This is a genomic window from Leptospira wolffii serovar Khorat str. Khorat-H2 (assembly GCF_000306115.2).
In the GTDB taxonomy this organism is placed as follows: Bacteria; Spirochaetota; Leptospiria; order Leptospirales; family Leptospiraceae; genus Leptospira_B; species Leptospira_B wolffii.
Window position 1 is genome coordinate 795797 of the sequence record NZ_AKWX02000004.1, and the last position, 16427, is coordinate 812223.

A 16427-nucleotide genomic window follows, 5' to 3' on the forward strand; every position below is an offset into this window, starting at 1 on the left:
CGGGTTCTTGCAGAACCCGCCAAATCCCCCGAAAACTTTCCTTTAGAAATATATTAAGAAAAAATTATGAACGATCTCGGCGCACTCTGTCTAATCTCCTCCTTCTCGATTCTTTTATTCTCCATCTTCCAAACCGGTTACGGGATCTGGAAAAAGGACTCGCGCGCCCTGGAGTTGGGGCGATATACTTTGATGGCCAATTTCGGAGTCATTCTTCTCGCGTTCATTATACTCGTCGTAGAGCTTATGCGGACCGACCTGAATAATTATTATGTGGCGATGCATTCCAGCGAACATCTGCCCCTATTCTATAAGATTACCTCCGTATGGTCCGGCTCCTCCGGTTCCCTTTTATTCTGGAATCTTCTTCTTTCTTTATTCACCTTCATCGTATTATGGCAAACCAAGGATCTTTTAAACGATAGAATTCCCGTCATGCATTTAAGCCTCGGGATTATCGCCTGCTTCTTTTCTTTTCTAGCGATCTTCTTCCCGGATGCCCAACCCTTCCGTGAATTCCATCCGGCCGCCGCGGCCGGCAGGGGATTGAATCCTTTACTACAGCACTGGGCGATGATCATCCATCCTCCGATTCTTTATATCGGGTACGTAAGCTTCGCGATCCCGTTTGCAATCGCTACCTCGGCTCTCATCACCGGACATCTCTCCGAGAATTGGTTCAGATTCGTAAGAAGATGGAGTATTTTCTCCTGGTTCTTTTTAGGAACGGGGATCCTTTTGGGATCCAAATGGGCCTACGAAGAATTGGGCTGGGGAGGTTATTGGGCCTGGGATCCCGTGGAAAATGCTAGCCTAATGCCTTGGCTATTGGCCACGGCCTTTCTGCACTCCATGATCATTCAGGAAAGGAGGGGAATGTTAAAATTCTGGAATATGCTCCTGATCATTTTGGCCTTCCACTTCTGCCTTCTGGGGACATGGATCACTCGAAGCGGAGTTTTAGAAGGGCCCCATTCCTTTTCCAAATCCAGCATCGGAACCCCTTTCATCTATTTCATCGGTATTAGCTTTTTTGTACATATCGGAATTCTAATTTATCGTAGGGAGCAACTGAAACCCGAAAGGAACCTGGAAGCGATGACTTCCAAGGAAGGTAGCTTCCTTCTCAATAATTTCCTTTTGGTAATCGCGACTCTCTCCATTCTCTTAGGAGTTTTTTCTCCACTTCTTTACGGCAGAGAGTTCAAGGCCCCCTGGTTTAACTCCTGGGGAGTCCCAGCGGGAATTCTACTCACGCTTCTCATGGGGTCCGCCCCTCTATTGGCGTGGAGAAAAGGCGCGGACAAAATTTTCTTTACCACCCTATTCAAACCTTTGATCGCGGGAGTGATCGGAGCGGGATTATATATATTCTATTATTCTAATAACTTCTCGGTAAGCGATTATAGCCTAGGCGATATATTAGGAGAAGTTTACAGCGTTCTCACTGTGGGACTCGGAATCTTTACTATAGCAGGAATCGTTCAGGAATACCATACGGGAATCCGGGCGAGACAATCCGCCATCCCGGGTGAAAATTACTTCGTTGCGGGCTTCCGGATGCTTCTGAAGAACAAGAGAAGATACGGAGGCTACCTGGTCCACCTTTCCATGGTGATTCTTTTCATCGGGTTAGCCGGAAACGCCTTCAAACAGAATACTTCCGTAAAGTTCTTCTATTTCCTGGAACTCTCTAAGACGGACGAAGTAGTCTATTATAGCCAGGACACCGCGATTTTAGGAGCTTATACGATCGGTGCAAGCACTCTCAAAATCAAACCGATGATCAACGGAGACGGCCAATCCGGAGTGAGCCACAGAAACGTGATCGTCTCTCATGAGGCGACTTTCGAAGTTAAAAGACAACTGAAAGATTTCGAAACCATGGTCACGGAGAGAAGGTATTATCCTCAGATCTCTCATCTCAGCGGAGATTTCGAAACGCATATCCCGACGAGCGAGCCCGCGATCGCTTCCACTCCTAAGGAGGATTTATATATCCAACTCGGAGCGATCGAACATTCGGATCTTTCGGACGAGAATCCGGATCTTCCCAGAATGTTCATGAACTTCTATTTCACTCGGGATCCGGCGGCCAAATTACAGCATTATCTGAGATTCCCGAGACAGATAGTCGCCAATCTGGAAGTCTGGATCAACCCGTTGGTGAAATTCATCTGGGCCGGTTCGCTTATGTTCTTCCTGTCGGGACTTTTGATACTCTTGCCGATAGGAGAGGATCGCAAATGAAACTTAAAATTTTCGGAATATTACTCTTCCTAATCTCGATTTCCGCCTCGGCGGATTCCACTTTCACGAACCTCACGGATCAGGAACAGATCCGAACCTTTCACAATGTGACGGAAAGGATTCGTTGCATATGCATCCCTTCCATAGCTATCAAGAGCTGTTCTTTCAATAATTGCACGGTTTCCGCAAAACTGAAACTATTCATAGAAAATAGGATACGTGCCGGAGAATCCGCCGATACGATCGTGGATAAGATGATCCATGGATTCGGTCCGGATGTGGTCACGGATCCGATCGTGACCAAATTTATAGAGAACGGAAACCAAGGAATGGCCCAAAGTATCGTAACCGGCTTCGGTCCGGATATCCTTGCCAAACCGGATTCCACTTGGATCGATGTGAGCATCGCGATGGCGGGGGCTTTGGGAATTCTTCTCATATATCTTTATCTAAAAAGGAGAACGGCTCCCAAGGCGGCGATATCTACGGAGCTCGGAAACGATTCCTCCTTCAATAAATACATATCCGAAATCGAGGAAAGACAGAAATAGTGGACTTTTTATTAATTTTCTTTTATATACTTTTGGCTTCGATTTTGGGAGCTCCTTTCGCCTACGTGTGGTATTATGGAGAAGAAAAAGGGGGCCTGACCGAAAACGAAGAATCCGAACTCTTCGATCGTAGGGACGTTCTTTTGGACAATCTAAAGGACCTAAAGATAGAATTCGATACAGGTAAGTTGACGGAGTCGGAGTTCAAATCTATCTCCTCCGGATTGATCCAGGAACTGGAGAAACAAGACCAAAAAATTAAAACGGGAGCTACGGAAAAGAAGGTAAACTTAGGAAACGCTTCTCCCGTATCCATGGGTCAGAAATTTTGCCATAATTGCGGATTTAAAATCGAGATTGTAGGAGCTAAATTCTGTCCGGAATGCGGAACTAAGTTAGGAGCCTGATATCCGAAAACGGATCAGGAGTGTCTTTTACGAAGCTCTTCTACTATATCGGAAAGGGAGAGACCTCTTTCCACCAATAGGACTTGGAGATGGAAGAGTAGATCCGCGGATTCATGAGTGAGTTCCTTTTTGTCCGCATTTTTAGCGGCGATGATCACCTCTCCAGCCTCTTCTCCCACTTTTTTGAGAATGCGATCCACTCCTCCTCGGAACAGATCGGCGGTATAGGACCTCTCCGGAAGTTCTTGCTTACGTTTCTTAAGGATTTGTTCCAACTGAAGCAAAAATTCCATGCTTTCCCCCACGATACTTCGAATATCCGGACGGGTTCGTACGGGTAAACTAAAAATTGCGGATTTTTTCCCGTTTCCTTCGCATACACCCATGATAAAAAAGGTCCGATAGAGTAAGAAGAATCTATGTGCTCGATCCGCAAACAGACCGCCTTATCTATTCTTTTCCTTTCCCCCCTAATCTTCTCCGATCCGATTTCTGCAGGAGCCAAATGGGAAACCTCGGTGCAAAACGCATTCGCAAAGGCCAAAGAAGAAGGTAAACCCATCTTCATAGACGTATACGCAGATTGGTGCGGATATTGTAAGACGCTAAAAAAAGAAATCTATCCCAAGAAGGAAGTCCAGGCGGAACTTTCCAAATTCGTCCTACTTTCACTGGACGGGGATAGGTTTCCGAATCTGAAAAGAAAGTATAACGTAACCGGTTACCCAACTCTATTGTTTCTAGATCGAAACGGAAGTCTGACCGAAAAAATTGCGGGCATGCCCGATTCTAAAATGGTCGTAAAGACTCTGAAGAATGCGTATGCAAAGAGAGATCAGGAATCATCCTTACTTTCCGATTTGAAAAAAGATCCGGAGAATAATCTATTACTCTTAAAAATGGGAGAATACTATTTCGAAGGAAGAGAATACCAAAAATCCGCGGAGTATTTCTATAAATCGTTCGCGTCGGAGGATCCCAGAACCCCTGAAAACAAGCATAAGGCCTTGTTCAATCTGGGAGTGGCATTCGTAGAATTGAAGAATTGGGAGAAGGCGATCAAATCATTCTCCTTATACTTGGATAAATTTCCCTCGGGCTCGGCCAGATCGGCCCTCTACTATCGTGGGATCTCCTACAAATCTTCGGGTAAGAAAGAAGAGGCAAAGGCGGATCTAACTAAGGCATTAGAGCTAAGCGCAAATCCGGAAGAGAAAAAAGAAATCCAAGATCTTTTGAATTTTTAAAACTCAAATCAGAGAACCCGAGACTCCAAGGATTATAAAATCACTTCATTCCGCCGGTTGTGAAAGATACGTAGAAAGTTCCTACAAATTTCGAGCCCCAAAAATTAGGTTGCGGAAAGCGAGACTCTATTGTACGACTCGAATTTTTTCCCACCGCCTCCCCCCACCCAGAACCCATTTGGGCGGGGCATTGCGTTTTCGAAATTTTAGGAATGGAATTTCCGTTCAGAATTTTACCAAGAATGGCGGAGCATGGATTTACGACGGTATTCCATCGCATCTGGATCTATGCTTTTCTTAAGTGAGCGTCTCTTTTAGACCGGCCTCTTTCCGATGGAGAAATATTGGAATCCTTCCTTTTGGAGAAGGTCCGAACGATATTGATTTCTACCGTCGAAGATCACTTTGCCTTTCATCAATTTCTTGATTCGATTGAAGTCTGGTTCCCTGAATTCTCTCCACTCGGTCAAGAGTAGTAGCGCGTCCGCATCCTGGAGAGCGTCGTAGGCGTCCTTCGCATATTCCACTTTTCCTTTGAAATATACTTCGGAAGTTTCCTTGGCCACGGGATCGAAGGCCTTGATTTTAGCGCCTTCTTCATGCAATTTTAGTAATAGAGGGATGGATGGTGCCTCTCTCATATCGTCGGTACCCGGTTTGAAAGCCAGACCCCAAACCGCGATATTCTTGCCTTTGACTCCGCCTTTTCCGAAAAATCCCTCGATCTTAGTGAACAATCTTGTCTTCTGGTCCTCGTTCACTGCTTCCACTTCTTGGATGATCCTAAGAGGGGTGGAGAATTTCTCGGAAGTGCGAATGAGAGCCCTTACGTCTTTAGGAAAGCAGGAACCGCCGTATCCGATTCCTGCGTATAAAAACTGACGACCTATTCTGGAATCCGTTCCCATACCTTTACGCACATCTTCATAATCGGCACCGACCGACTCGCAAAGATTCGCGATCTCGTTCGCAAAAGAGATCTTAGTCGCGAGAAACGCGTTACATGCGTATTTGGTCAATTCCGCAGAGACGGTTCCCATTCGGATGATAGGGTTTCCGTTCAAAACGAAAGGAGCGTACAATTGGGCGACCAATTCTCCCGCTCTCTCGCTATCCGCTCCGATGACTACTCTTTCCGGACGCATGAAGTCGTCGATAGCGGCGCCTTCTTTCAGAAACTCAGGATTGGAGACCACGTCAAATTCGTGTTTGGTTTGTTTGGAAATGATTTCTTTTACTGCGGCGGCGGTTCCGACCGGGACCGTGGATTTATCCACGATGACTTTATATCCGTTGATCGCCTTTCCTACTTGTTCGGCCACCGCGTAAACTGCAGTGAGATCGGCCGAGCCGTCATGAGATGTAGGAGTTCCTACAGCGATAAATATGAGATCGGATTTTTCTACCCCTTCCTGTAGGGAGGTGGTGAACTCTAGACGGTTTTCTTTACGGTTGCCTAAAACCAGTTCCGAAAGCCCCGGTTCGTAAATCGGAATGATCCCGTTCTTCAAATCCTCGATTTTTTTGGAATCCTTATCCACGCAGATGACGTGATTTCCGTATTCCGCAAAACAAGCTCCTGCCACGAGGCCAACATATCCGCTTCCGATCACACAAACTTTCATACGGAAACCAGAATCTAGGGCAAGGAGAGGCTGGGAAGGAATTTATACGGGAAAATCCCCTTTTTTCGACTCGACTTGGACCGGAATCCAAGCCGCACCTTCGAATTTAGGCAGATCCAATCTTTCCAGCTCGAATTGCAGAATGCCGTCCTTCCAGAGGTAAGAACCCTCGGCATGACTCTCCCCGGAATGAAGAGCGATTCCCAAAGAATACTTCCCGGGAGAAAAATTCGCGGGAAAACGAAAGGTCACCCTGACTTCTTCTCCGGCACGAACCTTTTTTTGGCCCCCGCCTATATGATACGTATTGGTCCCGAAGATCCTAATTCCCCGATGGTCGTCTATATGGAAGCCTATGGTCAAATCCTCTATATCCGAATGAAATGCTGTCGAAACGAAAAGCTCCACCTGCGCCCCTACAGAAAGAAGAGTAGGATTGATCTTGCCGGAGTGTCTCATTTCCACACCGAGACTACACACGACGGAGTCCTCTGAGGAAAGGGAGGTGTTTCCTTCCTGGGAAGAATTCGCTATGATCTGCATATATTCCCTAAATCCCGAAATAGGATCCCCATCGAATACTAGTTTGCCTTTTTCTAATACAATCAGCCGGGTGCAGACGGATTTTAGAAGCTCCAAATCGTGACTCACTATGAGGGTGAGAGTCCCTTCTTCCGAGAATTTTCGGAAACGATTCAGACTCTTTTGTTGAAAACTTGCATCCCCCACGGCGAGGGCCTCGTCCACGATAAGAATGTCCGGACGTTTGGCCGTCGCCAATGCGAATCCTAATCTCATGGTCATCCCGGAGGAATAATTCTTGAGAGGGGCCTTACGAAATTCGGATAATCCGGAAAAGGCGAAAATTTCCTCCGAGGAATCCTGCAATTCCTTAGGATCGAGTCCCCAAACCAACCCGTTATAGTATAAATTTTCCTCTCCGGACAGTTCCGGATTGAACCCGACGCCGAGCTCCAGAATGGAACGTACGGTCCCCCTTCTTTCCAACTTTCCCGAATCCGGTTCGGAGACTCCCGTAAGCAATTTAAGAAGAGTGGATTTCCCCGCACCGTTTCTACCGATGATTCCGATCACCTCTCCCTTATCAGCAGTAAAAGAGATACCATCCAAAGCCTTATACTTCACATCCAACCCGAAGTATCCGAAGGTAAGAGCGCTCAAAAGCCTATTCAGAGGCTTGCTGTATCCTTCGTAGGTCTTGGAGAGATTTTCTATCTTAATCAAAGGTGATCCAACACGATTTGGTTTAGTTTAGAGCGACTCAGAAGTAGAATGCCCGCGAAGAGGAATAGAAAGGGAAGGAATTCGACAAATCCGGCACGGGATTCATATCCGATCAATAATGCGGAGCGAAAAGTCTCCAAAGGAAAGAAGAACGGGTTGAAAACATTCCATTTTCCTAATGCTCCTTTGGACTCGTATACGATCGGCAATCCCCAAAATAGGAATTGGGTCAAGAGTCTTACCAAAGGGGAAATATCCCTAAGTATGATATTGATTCTCGCCAGATAATTCTGCACACATACCAGATACAATCCTGTCAAGACCATACAAACGAAAGAGAGCAGAACCCCGAGAATATTGACCTTACCTAGCCAAAAGAGGAAGATCAAAATCGGAACGGAAGTGATAGCCCAATGAAGTAGGAATTGCATGAAAGGAATCCAAAGAAAAATCTCAGGCCCCAAAGGAGATCTCTTAATCAGTTGGCGATTGTCCGTAAGAATTCCGGTCCCTCGGATCAAGAACTCCTGGAGAGGAATCCAAAAGAGTAGCCCGCTCAGCACATGAGCGAAATATTCCTTTGTATCGCCCCCTCCGGATCGGATTCCCAGAAAATAAAAAACGATCGTATAGACAAGAATCAGACTTAGATTCTGTAGAAACATCCAAGTGAGCCCCAAAGCGGAGCCTGCGTATTGCAACGCGTAGTCTCTCCTTACGAGGACGAGTAAGATTCGGATCTGTAGGAAAAAATCGGATCGAAGCACCCTGGGGACCTAAGAAATCGTCCGTCTCTTAAGTCGAAACGGATCAATTATCTTCTAGCCGTGTAGAATGTTTGCAGGAAAAGATCCCGTCAATTCCAAAAATCCAATGGTCCAGAAGTTCCACATCCAAGGGAAATAGAATGTCCTTCAATCTGTAATAGACTTCCAAATCTTCCCGGCTAGGTTTGCAGAACATTCCCGGATGGTTATGGGCGAGTATGATCTGGGAGGCCTCGTCGTTCAGAATAATCCGGACCAAATCCCTGGGATGGATGCCTACTTCTTCCAAGCTGCCTCGAGAGACCGTTTCGACTCGAAGGAGTTGGCCGGCAGGAGAGATCGTAGCGAGCACGAAACATTCTCTCTTTAAAGGATAGAACAAGGCTCTCAGGTATTCAAGAAGGCTTGTTTCATCATACTTGGCTAATTGTATGGATTTGTATTTGAGACGTCTGGCAAGCTCTACCGCCGCCAAAAGGGTACAGGTCTTTGCCTTACCCAATCCGAATATATTGAAGTTTCTGGGGATATCCAGAGAAAGAAGACCTCCTATCCCTCTGGAAGCTTCTAGGATACCTCGACTTAAATCCTCGATAGGTAGTCCACGACTGCCCTTGCCCAAAAGAACGGCTATAAGCTCCCAGTCTTCCAGATTTTCCGCATCGTAAACGATACGGGTCCTCGGGTCGGGTCCCAGCCCCCAACGCAAGGTCTTGGCCTTAAATCTTTCTCAGATTTTTACGGCTCAGCTCGGAAAGGGTTTCGGAGAACCAATTTCCGTCCTGTACCAAATCGCCCTGGAAAGATTCTTCCAAGAAATCCGCGAAGGTTTTGGAATCCGGCTCTCCGGCACGGACTTTCTCCCGCCAATCAAACCCGGCTCCCCGGAGACCTTTGCGATTTCTTTCGTAGGCTCCTGCATCTTGTAGAGATCGAATCATCATACTTTCTCTCCCTCGTCCTTATTTAGACGACATAAATTAGAATTATCACACCAATAATCTACTAAACGGTTATTTATATACTAAACGAATTTATAGATACCGTCAAGCGTTTACTGTATTTTTTTAGCATTCTTGGAATTCTCTTCCGGAAACTCCGTTCCTGCTAATAAGGCTATTCTACGCAAACCCCCGGACAAAATGGCGTCGGGCGTCTTACAGATCTGAAAAAAATTCCAGATTCTCCTAAAAAACGTACCACATACTAGGTTTCTCGGACCCGTCCAGGAATGCGGCTCTTACAGATCCTGGTCCTATTCTTTCCGTTAGTAGAAATATTCTCCCAAAGCTCTCCCTTGCCCCCAGAACTCATCCTCCGCCCATGGAGAACCGGAGGAGAAATCTCCGGTTTCGCAAGAATGGACTCCGGCGAAAAGACCGGTTATGGAGGAATCCTACAGGTCCCCTTCTTCTTAGGAAAAGAAGAAGGCTTTCGGATTTCCATCCTCGGCTCCGACCGAGACTCCCTAGGAAAGCGCAGCTCCGAATTCGGACTAGGTTATCGCTCTCCCCGATTCATTCTATTTGGATTCCAGATACAGTTGGGAGGTTCCCCGGAAAAATCCCCCGGCATACACGCTTCCTTCGGATTGCATCGTGCTTTTGGAAGTTTGGATTTTCTTTTTAGAAAAAAGATGGATGAGGAGATCTTCGGAGTTCTTCTCCGCTCCGGACACGAATCCGGGATCCAAATCACCGTAAGTCTCGAAACGATCCGCAGAAACGACGGAACGGAAAAGGAGGAGAGAATTTCCTTCGGATTCGTTTGGTCTTTAGAAAGAATTTCCGGAGACGTAAAAATCGGCGAAACAGGCGAGGAGCCGTCGGGGCATATCGTTCTAGGAATCTCTCCTTTCTACAAAACACTATATTCGGAAAAACAAGAGCCTCCTCCTAAACCCAAAACTGAAAAACCGAAGAAGAAGTTGCCCTCTCTTTCTGCGGACGAACTACTCTCCTACGGCTTTTCTCTTTCCGAATCCCTATCTATCTCTTCCGCTTCCAAAGAAGAAGAGAAAATATTCTTAGAACGGATTTCCTCCCTTTCGGAAGAAAAGAGAAAGAAAATCCGTAGGCTCATTCTTAAAAAAGAAAGGAGCGGCCTATGAGAAGAATGGCCTCCGTTCTATTCTTCTTGGCTTATCCCGTTCTCGCGGAAAATCTTCCGACTCCTTTCTCCGCCGGATTCTCCTTTTCCACGTACGATTCCCGCTTTTTCCGAAAAAGCACGGAAACCGTTTGGCTGCGGGGAGAATTCTGTCCGAAAGAACCCGACTCTTCCGAATGTCCGAAACATAAGGTATTCTTCGAAAAAAGGGGAGAGAGTCCTCTTCTGTCCTACGCATTCGAAAATAATTTTTTATATTTTTCTTATGGGAATCGATTTCGACCTCTAAAACATTTCTTTTTCCTAAGAGAAACCTTCGACTTCTCCTCTTTCTGGTTTTTGGAACAACCCACCGTTCGAACAGGTTTCCTAGGCCTGAAATTGGGACAGAGTCATTTCGGAGCCTACTACTCCGATTCGGGAGCGGAGAAAAGACCCGGATTCTTTCTCAAACCTTTTAAGGATTATATGGAGCTGGCCTATTCTCCCGAGACCAAGGAAGGATTTCTGCTTCTGGAATACCCTTCCGCGGAAGAGCAAAGGAACCAAAAGAAAAGATTCGGATTCAAAATGGAAGCCTTCGGAACCGGGGAAAATCCGCAAGGCCTAGTATCCGCATATTGGAAAGAGCCTGAAAACAACCGCAGGGTTTTTCTCACGGGTTATAGAGGAAGATCGGGACAATTATTCCAATTGGGAGAATCCGTGGCATCGGAGGAGAAGGCGTCCCTTTTCCGGCTCGTTTGGGAACCGGCACCCTATTCCCAAATCCAAATCGCTCAATCCGAAAGGATCTCTCCGGAGGGAAGGATTTTGTATACGGCCAAATCTTTCTTGGGAAAAGCGAGCCTATTCGAATTTCCATTTTTCGCCTTGGTCGCTCAAGCCAGAGCCTATCATTTTTCAAATGAGGAGCCTTGGGTCTGGGGGAAAGGGTTCTTCTTGGCGTATCAAAAAAGAGGATGGAAATGGGAAGTAGGGCAAGAATGGAGAAGAAACGGGGATAGAATTACCGAAGCAGGATTGCAGATCACCGTGGCACAGGATTGGAAAATCTACTCGGCTCTCGTTTATTCGGAAGAAAGGAATCTTCTCCCCTCCTTTGCGGAAGAATCCATCACTCCCGAGGAAACGGGATTAGTCGTGACGGACAAAACATTCTATTCTCTTTTGCGAATATTCCATCCTTACTTCGCCGTCCACCTTCGCCATAGTAGGGACAAAGGAGGACGAGGGGACGGACTCAGCGTTCGTTTCCAGGTATTTCTTCCTTTGGGAGATTAGAATGTATCCCCCGAAGGAAAAGGAATTAGTCCAGCTTGACCCGGAGCTCCTGTAGAATATGAATCAGGAAGGTAATGAGCCCTGAGAAAATGTACAACCCGATAAGTCCGTAGACCAGCCAAGGCCAACGTTCCACTCCGATATAGAACAGAAGAGCGGCGGCGGCCCCCAACATCAGAGCCGCTTTTCCGGGAGTCAGCTTGGAACGAATTGCCACCTGGGGCTTGCCATATCTTACGTTAGATACCATAAGTATCGCCACGATCACGAATAGAGGAATCGTGATCCAATGGGGGATATGCTCTTTTCCGATAAAGATCGGAAAGAAACCGATCGTAACTCCCGCAACGGGAGAGGGAAGTCCCGTAAAGGAACCAGGATCGTGTGCTACGTTGAATCTGGCGAGACGATACGCGGCACAGATAGGAAAGATCGCTGCGATGAGCATCCCGATCGGAAAAAGATCTTCTTTTCCGAAGACGTCGATCTTATACTCTTCCAAGACCATATTATAAAAAAGGAAACCTGGTGCGATCCCGAAAGCCGTCAAGTCCGCCAAACTATCCAGGTCGGCTCCGAGTTCGCTCGTGGCGTCCAAGGCTCTCGCAACCATACCGTCCAAACCGTCGCAGATAGCCGCGAGCAATATGAAGAATCCGGAAAGAATATAGGCCTGAGCTCCGTTTCCGCTCACTTCCGAAGCGATCAAAATGGAAACGAAACCCATGCTCAAGTTTCCTAGAGTGATCATATTTGGGATCCAATGTAACCTGCGATTCATATATAGGTCTCCTGTCTTACCGGACTCACCGTAAAGTCCAAACTTTTAGAATATCCCTGTCGAAATAGATAATAACCCAAGGCCGCAACCATAGCGCCGTTATCCGTGCAGTAGATCTTTTTTTGCGGAGAAAAAAATTCCAGGGAATTTTTCTTCGCGTAGGCTTCCAACCTCGCCTTTAATGTGGAGTTTGCCATAACTCCGCCCCCGGCTAAAATCCTACGGATTCCAGTAATTGAAACCGCCCGCTTCAAATTCCTCTCCACGAGTTCGAATGCCGTATTTTGAAAATGATAGCATACCCTAGGAACGGGGAGATCCGGCTGTTTTGCCAATAAATGAGCCACTGCGGTCTTTAAACCGGAAAAGGAAAATGCCACTCTGTCCTGCTCTAAATTTCTCAATAAGAGAGGAAGTAGTTCCTTCTCCTTCGGTTCCGGTCTATATTTCGAAGCCTCCGCCTCTATGGGAGGTCCTCCCGGATAGGGCAAGGAAAGCTGGCCCGCCACCTTATCGAATGCCTCTCCCAAGGCGTCGTCCAATGTATCTCCTACTGTTTCCATTCTCCCGAAATGGGGAATCTTGTAGATGGCGGAATTCCCTCCGGATAGCAGAAGTCCCAGAGCTGGAAAGACGGGTTCCACTCCTTCCAATTGCAGAACCGCGAAATGGGCCTGGAGATGACAAAGAGGTACGATAGGAGTTCCGTAAACCGAATGGATGCAACGGGCGAGTTGCGCTCCTATCATCAGAGAACCGGTCAGTCCGGGAGATCTCGTAACGGCCACGTAATCCAAGTCGGAAAGACTCACCTCCGCTTCCTCCAGAACCTCGGAAAGAAGAGGATTGATCTTTTCCAAATGAGCTCTCGATGCAATTTCGGGGACGATTCCCCGAAACGGTTTATGCAAATCGATCTGACTGAAGATCTTTAAGGATAGAAGTTCTTTTCCGTCTTTTACGATTCCTAGACTGGTCTCGTCGCAGCTAGTCTCGATACCAAGGCCGATCATTCTCTTAGGACTTGGAATCTTGGGAAAGGATCTCCACCGCTTTCTTCAATTGGGGATCCAATTCGGTATCGGTAAGAGATCTATCTTTTTCGGATAAGGTCTTATTCTTATATACCGCGCGGGCCACATCGGAACTCAGTTTGATGCCCTGCTCTTTCAGGGCCTTTTCGAATAACTGAAAATTCTGCTCGTTGTATTCGGGATATTTAACGGCCAATTGGTCTAGGAGTTTTTTCTCTCCCATTTTACGCAGATAGAATCTATCATCCTCGTTGGGCTCGATCGCCTTCACCACGATGTCCGGTTGGATTCCCTTACCGTGTAAAGATCTGCCGGAAGGAGTGAAATATTTTTGCACAGTCAATTTCACCGCCATTCCGTATGATAAAGGATATACGATCTGAACGGAACCCTTGCCGAAGGAAGTCGTCCCCAGAATCTTCGCTCTTCCATGATCCTGCATGGCTCCCGCAAAAATCTCGGAAGCGGAAGCGGAACCTTCGTTGATTAGAACCACGAGAGGGATTTTGGTATATTTTTCGCCGCGAGAAGTGGACTTGGAAACGTCCGCGAGTTCCCCCCCTCTTCCTCGAACGGAAACGATGTCGAGCCCCTCGGGAAGAAAGATATCGGAAAGAGCGACTGATAAAGGAAGAAGTCCTCCAGGATTCATGCGCAGGTCCACGATGAGTCCCTCAGCCTTCTTATCCACGAGTTGTTTCACATGCTTCTTAAATTCTTCCAGGGTGTTCTCGCCCATGAACTGGTTCAGTCGAACATAGCCCACTTTTTCCTTTTCGAATAGAAAAGAGCGTACATAACGGATCTTTATATTTTCCCGAACTAAGGTAAATTGAAGAGGTTCCTTGATATTCTTTCTTTCCACCTTGATCGAAACGGAAGAACCGGGCTTACCCCTCATCAATTTGATCCCTTCGGAATAACCCAGATTGGCGGTACTCTTGCCGTCTATCTCTATAATCCTATCCTGGGGAAGAATACCTGCTTTCATGGCAGGAGTATCCTCAATCGGCGAGACTACCACGATGGCTCCGTCGGTATAGGCGACTTCCATCCCCACTCCTCCGAAACTCCCTCTGGTTTCCTCCCGCATCTGTCTGTATTCTTCTTCCTCTAAGAAGGTGGAATGCGGATCTCCGAGAGAAGCGAGCATGCCTTTGATTGCTCCGAGGAATACTTTTTCCTCGTCTATGGTTTCGACGTAACCGTTCTGGGCCAGGCCGAAGACTTCATGGAATAATTGCAGATATTTTTCGGAGGTTTCGGAAACCGCTCTGGCCTTCAGAGGTTGGAAGACCAGAGCGATAAATAGAACGAAGACGGCCCCCGCCCAGAAGAATCTTTCCTTATTTTTCATTCTTACCGACCAACTCGGAATAAATCTGAGGATACTTTTCTTTTATTTTTGCGAGTACCGCGTCTTGGTCCAATTTATATCTTTCGCAAGCGTCGGAGAGAATCTCTCGGTCGGTTCGAACCTTTTGTTCCGCAGCGAAATTCAATCGGTCTCCCAAACGGGCTTCCGTCAGATATTCCATTACGAGTTTTAGATCCGCTTCTCCGATTTGCTTTTTTGGAGATGCGCAGAATAGGGAGAAGAGAAGAAGGAGTAAGACCGCAAGCCTGCGGGAATTGGAAAGAAAAATCACTCTTTCAGAATTCTTCCCGAAAGACGGTCAATGTCAACCAGGAATTCGTAAGCTCTTAGGGAAGAATCCGGAGCGGAAAGTCGAAGTTTTTCCGATTTTCACGACTCCGATTTACAAGCGATTCAATAAGTGCGATAAAGACCGATTAGTTTTCCGAGAATCACAACCTTCTTACTACGGATAGGCTTGTATTTAGGGTTTCTAGCCTCGAGTCGGATATGATCCGATTCCTTATAATATACTTTGAGAGTGGCTTCGTCCTCGATCAAGGCTACGACGATCTCTCCGTTACGAGCGATATCCTTTTTTTGGATAATGGCCACGTCCCCATCGTTGATCCCCGCTTCTATCATGGAATCCCCCTGCACTTTTAGAGCGAAGGTGATTCCCTTAGAGGCCATCTCTTCGGGAACGGGAATATAGGTCTCGATATTTTCCTCCGCCAAGATAGGGAGTCCGGCCGCAACCCTTCCTAATAGAGGAATACTAGGCGTGGGAACCGGCAGACTCTCAAAAGGACTCTGGCGCTGCAATTCGATCGCCCTGGATTGATTTTTAGAAGTCTTCAGGTATCCCTTTTTCTCGATCGCCTTAAGGTGATCGTAAGCACCTTTGGCAGTAATGCTGAACTCGTCACCGATCTCCCTGATTGTGGGAGGAAAGCCTCTCTCCTTGATTACATTCGTGATGAAATTTAGGACTGCGAGTTGCTTTTCGGTGAGATCTTTCATGCTTAACAAGTTATTAGTGAATAGATGTTTTGCAAGTACTTTTTTGGCAACGGAACAGATTAAAACATTTGACTATGTTTAGACTATATATAGACTAATAGGTATGAAGAAGAAGGTGAATCTGGGAGAAGCCAAGGCGCACCTGGGAAAATACCTGAAGGCCGCTAGTGCGGGAGAAAGGATCATTCTTGCGGAAAGAAACCGTCCGATCGCAGAATTGAAGATTCTTCCCGAGGTCACCCGAACGAAACGACCCAAGCCTGGGATCCTACGGAACAAATTTACGGTTCCCGACGATTTCAATTCTACTTTAACCCAATTCGAAGCGGATTATTACGGAGACTGATCGTTTGAGAACGATCCTCTTAGATACGCAAATTCTATTATGGTTCTTACTGGACGACCCTAAATTGCCCGGTATAGTGAGAGACCTCGCAAAGGAGGAGGATTCCCTTTTTCTTTTCCACCAGGTTTCCCTTTGGGAGATTCAGATCAAATTCGATCAGGGAAAGCTCCCCTTACACAAGCATCCGGGAGATTTTCTAGTCCAGGCATGTTTGCAATCCGGACTGGAAAAAGCGGATCTCCAAGACGAGGCGATCTTCTTTTTATCCAAGATTCCCCCCTTACATAGGGATCCTTTCGACAGACTCTTGGTATCGCATACGATTTTGAACGGCTGGGAATTAGCGACTACGGATTCTATTCTGGAAAAATATCCGATCCGTATATTAAAATAATAGAATT

At 46.7% G+C, this 16427-nt stretch carries 19 protein-coding genes; 8 read left to right on the forward strand and 11 right to left on the reverse strand.

Annotation, left to right across the window (positions count from 1 at the left end; all coding sequences use genetic code 11):
* Window positions 1-66 precede the first annotated feature (66 nt).
* The 3 genes from LEP1GSC061_RS03665 to LEP1GSC061_RS03675 are packed head-to-tail and all read left to right on the forward strand — an operon-like array spanning window position 67 to window position 3208.
* Window positions 67-2250, forward strand: a complete 2184-nt coding sequence (locus LEP1GSC061_RS03665; RefSeq protein ID WP_016543655.1) for a heme lyase CcmF/NrfE family subunit — start codon at window positions 67-69, stop codon at window positions 2248-2250.
* Window positions 2247-2801 (forward strand): cytochrome c-type biogenesis protein CcmH, encoded by a 555-nt coding sequence (locus LEP1GSC061_RS03670; protein ID WP_016543833.1) that lies wholly within the window; start codon window positions 2247-2249, stop codon window positions 2799-2801. Before LEP1GSC061_RS03665 ends, LEP1GSC061_RS03670 begins: the two co-directional genes overlap by 4 nt.
* Window positions 2801-3208, forward strand: a complete 408-nt coding sequence (locus LEP1GSC061_RS03675; RefSeq protein WP_016543879.1) for a zinc ribbon domain-containing protein — start codon at window positions 2801-2803, stop codon at window positions 3206-3208. The genes LEP1GSC061_RS03670 and LEP1GSC061_RS03675 overlap by 1 nt, the downstream gene beginning before the upstream one ends.
* A gap of 14 nt (window positions 3209-3222) precedes the next feature.
* On the opposite strand, the gene hisE is transcribed toward LEP1GSC061_RS03675, so the two are convergent.
* Window positions 3223-3501, reverse strand: a complete 279-nt coding sequence (hisE, locus tag LEP1GSC061_RS03680) for a phosphoribosyl-ATP diphosphatase (RefSeq protein WP_040508030.1) — start codon at window positions 3499-3501, stop codon at window positions 3223-3225.
* A gap of 126 nt (window positions 3502-3627) precedes the next feature.
* Between hisE and LEP1GSC061_RS03685 the strand changes: the two genes are divergently transcribed.
* Entirely contained in the window at window positions 3628-4455 is an 828-nt protein-coding gene (locus LEP1GSC061_RS03685) for a thioredoxin family protein (RefSeq protein WP_016543990.1), read from the forward strand.
* Between the two features lie 314 nt (window positions 4456-4769).
* On the opposite strand, the gene LEP1GSC061_RS03695 is transcribed toward LEP1GSC061_RS03685, so the two are convergent.
* The 5 genes from LEP1GSC061_RS03695 to LEP1GSC061_RS03715 are packed head-to-tail and all read right to left on the reverse strand — an operon-like array spanning window position 4770 to window position 9036.
* Window positions 4770-6080, reverse strand: coding sequence for a UDP-glucose dehydrogenase family protein (locus LEP1GSC061_RS03695; RefSeq protein WP_016543977.1), 1311 nt, complete (start codon window positions 6078-6080; stop codon window positions 4770-4772).
* Between the two features lie 42 nt (window positions 6081-6122).
* Entirely contained in the window at window positions 6123-7325 is a 1203-nt protein-coding gene (locus tag LEP1GSC061_RS03700) for an ABC transporter ATP-binding protein (protein WP_016543471.1), read from the reverse strand.
* A complete protein-coding gene (locus LEP1GSC061_RS03705) occupies window positions 7322-8092 on the reverse strand; it encodes an ABC transporter permease (protein ID WP_016543440.1) in 771 nt (256 codons plus the stop codon). The genes LEP1GSC061_RS03700 and LEP1GSC061_RS03705 overlap by 4 nt, the downstream gene beginning before the upstream one ends.
* Window positions 8093-8135: 43 nt before the next feature.
* On the reverse strand, window positions 8136-8801 hold the full coding sequence (locus tag LEP1GSC061_RS03710; RefSeq protein ID WP_016544137.1) for a JAB domain-containing protein: 666 nt from the start codon (window positions 8799-8801) through the stop codon (window positions 8136-8138).
* A 10-nt stretch (window positions 8802-8811) separates the two neighbouring features.
* Entirely contained in the window at window positions 8812-9036 is a 225-nt protein-coding gene (locus tag LEP1GSC061_RS03715) for an LIC12298 family protein (protein WP_016543824.1), read from the reverse strand.
* 287 nt (window positions 9037-9323) lie between these two features.
* On the opposite strand from LEP1GSC061_RS03715, the gene LEP1GSC061_RS03720 reads away from it, so the two are divergent.
* On the forward strand, window positions 9324-10202 hold the full coding sequence (locus LEP1GSC061_RS03720) for a hypothetical protein (RefSeq protein ID WP_016543375.1): 879 nt from the start codon (window positions 9324-9326) through the stop codon (window positions 10200-10202).
* Window positions 10199-11485, forward strand: coding sequence for a hypothetical protein (locus LEP1GSC061_RS03725; protein ID WP_016543427.1), 1287 nt, complete (start codon window positions 10199-10201; stop codon window positions 11483-11485). Before LEP1GSC061_RS03720 ends, LEP1GSC061_RS03725 begins: the two co-directional genes overlap by 4 nt.
* A 25-nt stretch (window positions 11486-11510) precedes the next feature.
* On the opposite strand, the gene pssA is transcribed toward LEP1GSC061_RS03725, so the two are convergent.
* The 5 genes from pssA to lexA form a co-directional block, all read right to left on the reverse strand.
* Window positions 11511-12266, reverse strand: a complete 756-nt coding sequence (gene pssA, locus LEP1GSC061_RS03730; protein ID WP_040507759.1) for a CDP-diacylglycerol--serine O-phosphatidyltransferase — start codon at window positions 12264-12266, stop codon at window positions 11511-11513.
* Window positions 12263-13279 (reverse strand): tRNA (adenosine(37)-N6)-threonylcarbamoyltransferase complex transferase subunit TsaD, encoded by a 1017-nt coding sequence (gene tsaD / locus LEP1GSC061_RS03735; RefSeq protein ID WP_016544092.1) that lies wholly within the window; start codon window positions 13277-13279, stop codon window positions 12263-12265. The genes pssA and tsaD overlap by 4 nt, the downstream gene beginning before the upstream one ends.
* 4 nt (window positions 13280-13283) lie before the next feature.
* Window positions 13284-14657, reverse strand: a complete 1374-nt coding sequence (locus LEP1GSC061_RS03740; RefSeq protein WP_016544116.1) for a S41 family peptidase — start codon at window positions 14655-14657, stop codon at window positions 13284-13286.
* Window positions 14647-14949, reverse strand: a complete 303-nt coding sequence (locus LEP1GSC061_RS03745; RefSeq protein WP_016543470.1) for an LA_1448 family UV-C exposure upregulated protein — start codon at window positions 14947-14949, stop codon at window positions 14647-14649. Before LEP1GSC061_RS03745 ends, LEP1GSC061_RS03740 begins: the two co-directional genes overlap by 11 nt.
* Before the next feature lie 122 nt (window positions 14950-15071).
* Entirely contained in the window at window positions 15072-15680 is a 609-nt protein-coding gene (lexA, locus tag LEP1GSC061_RS03750; RefSeq protein ID WP_016543378.1) for a transcriptional repressor LexA, read from the reverse strand.
* A gap of 103 nt (window positions 15681-15783) precedes the next feature.
* Here lexA and LEP1GSC061_RS03755 point away from each other — a divergent pair, with 103 nt between their 5' ends.
* The gene (locus tag LEP1GSC061_RS03755; RefSeq protein ID WP_016543956.1) at window positions 15784-16026 is read left to right on the forward strand and encodes a type II toxin-antitoxin system Phd/YefM family antitoxin; all 243 of its coding nucleotides are present in this window, start codon (window positions 15784-15786) and stop codon (window positions 16024-16026) included.
* Window positions 16027-16030: 4 nt separating this feature from the next.
* Complete coding sequence (locus tag LEP1GSC061_RS03760) at window positions 16031-16420, forward strand: type II toxin-antitoxin system VapC family toxin (protein ID WP_016544077.1); 390 nt, start codon at window positions 16031-16033, stop codon at window positions 16418-16420.
* Window positions 16421-16427 lie beyond the last annotated feature (7 nt).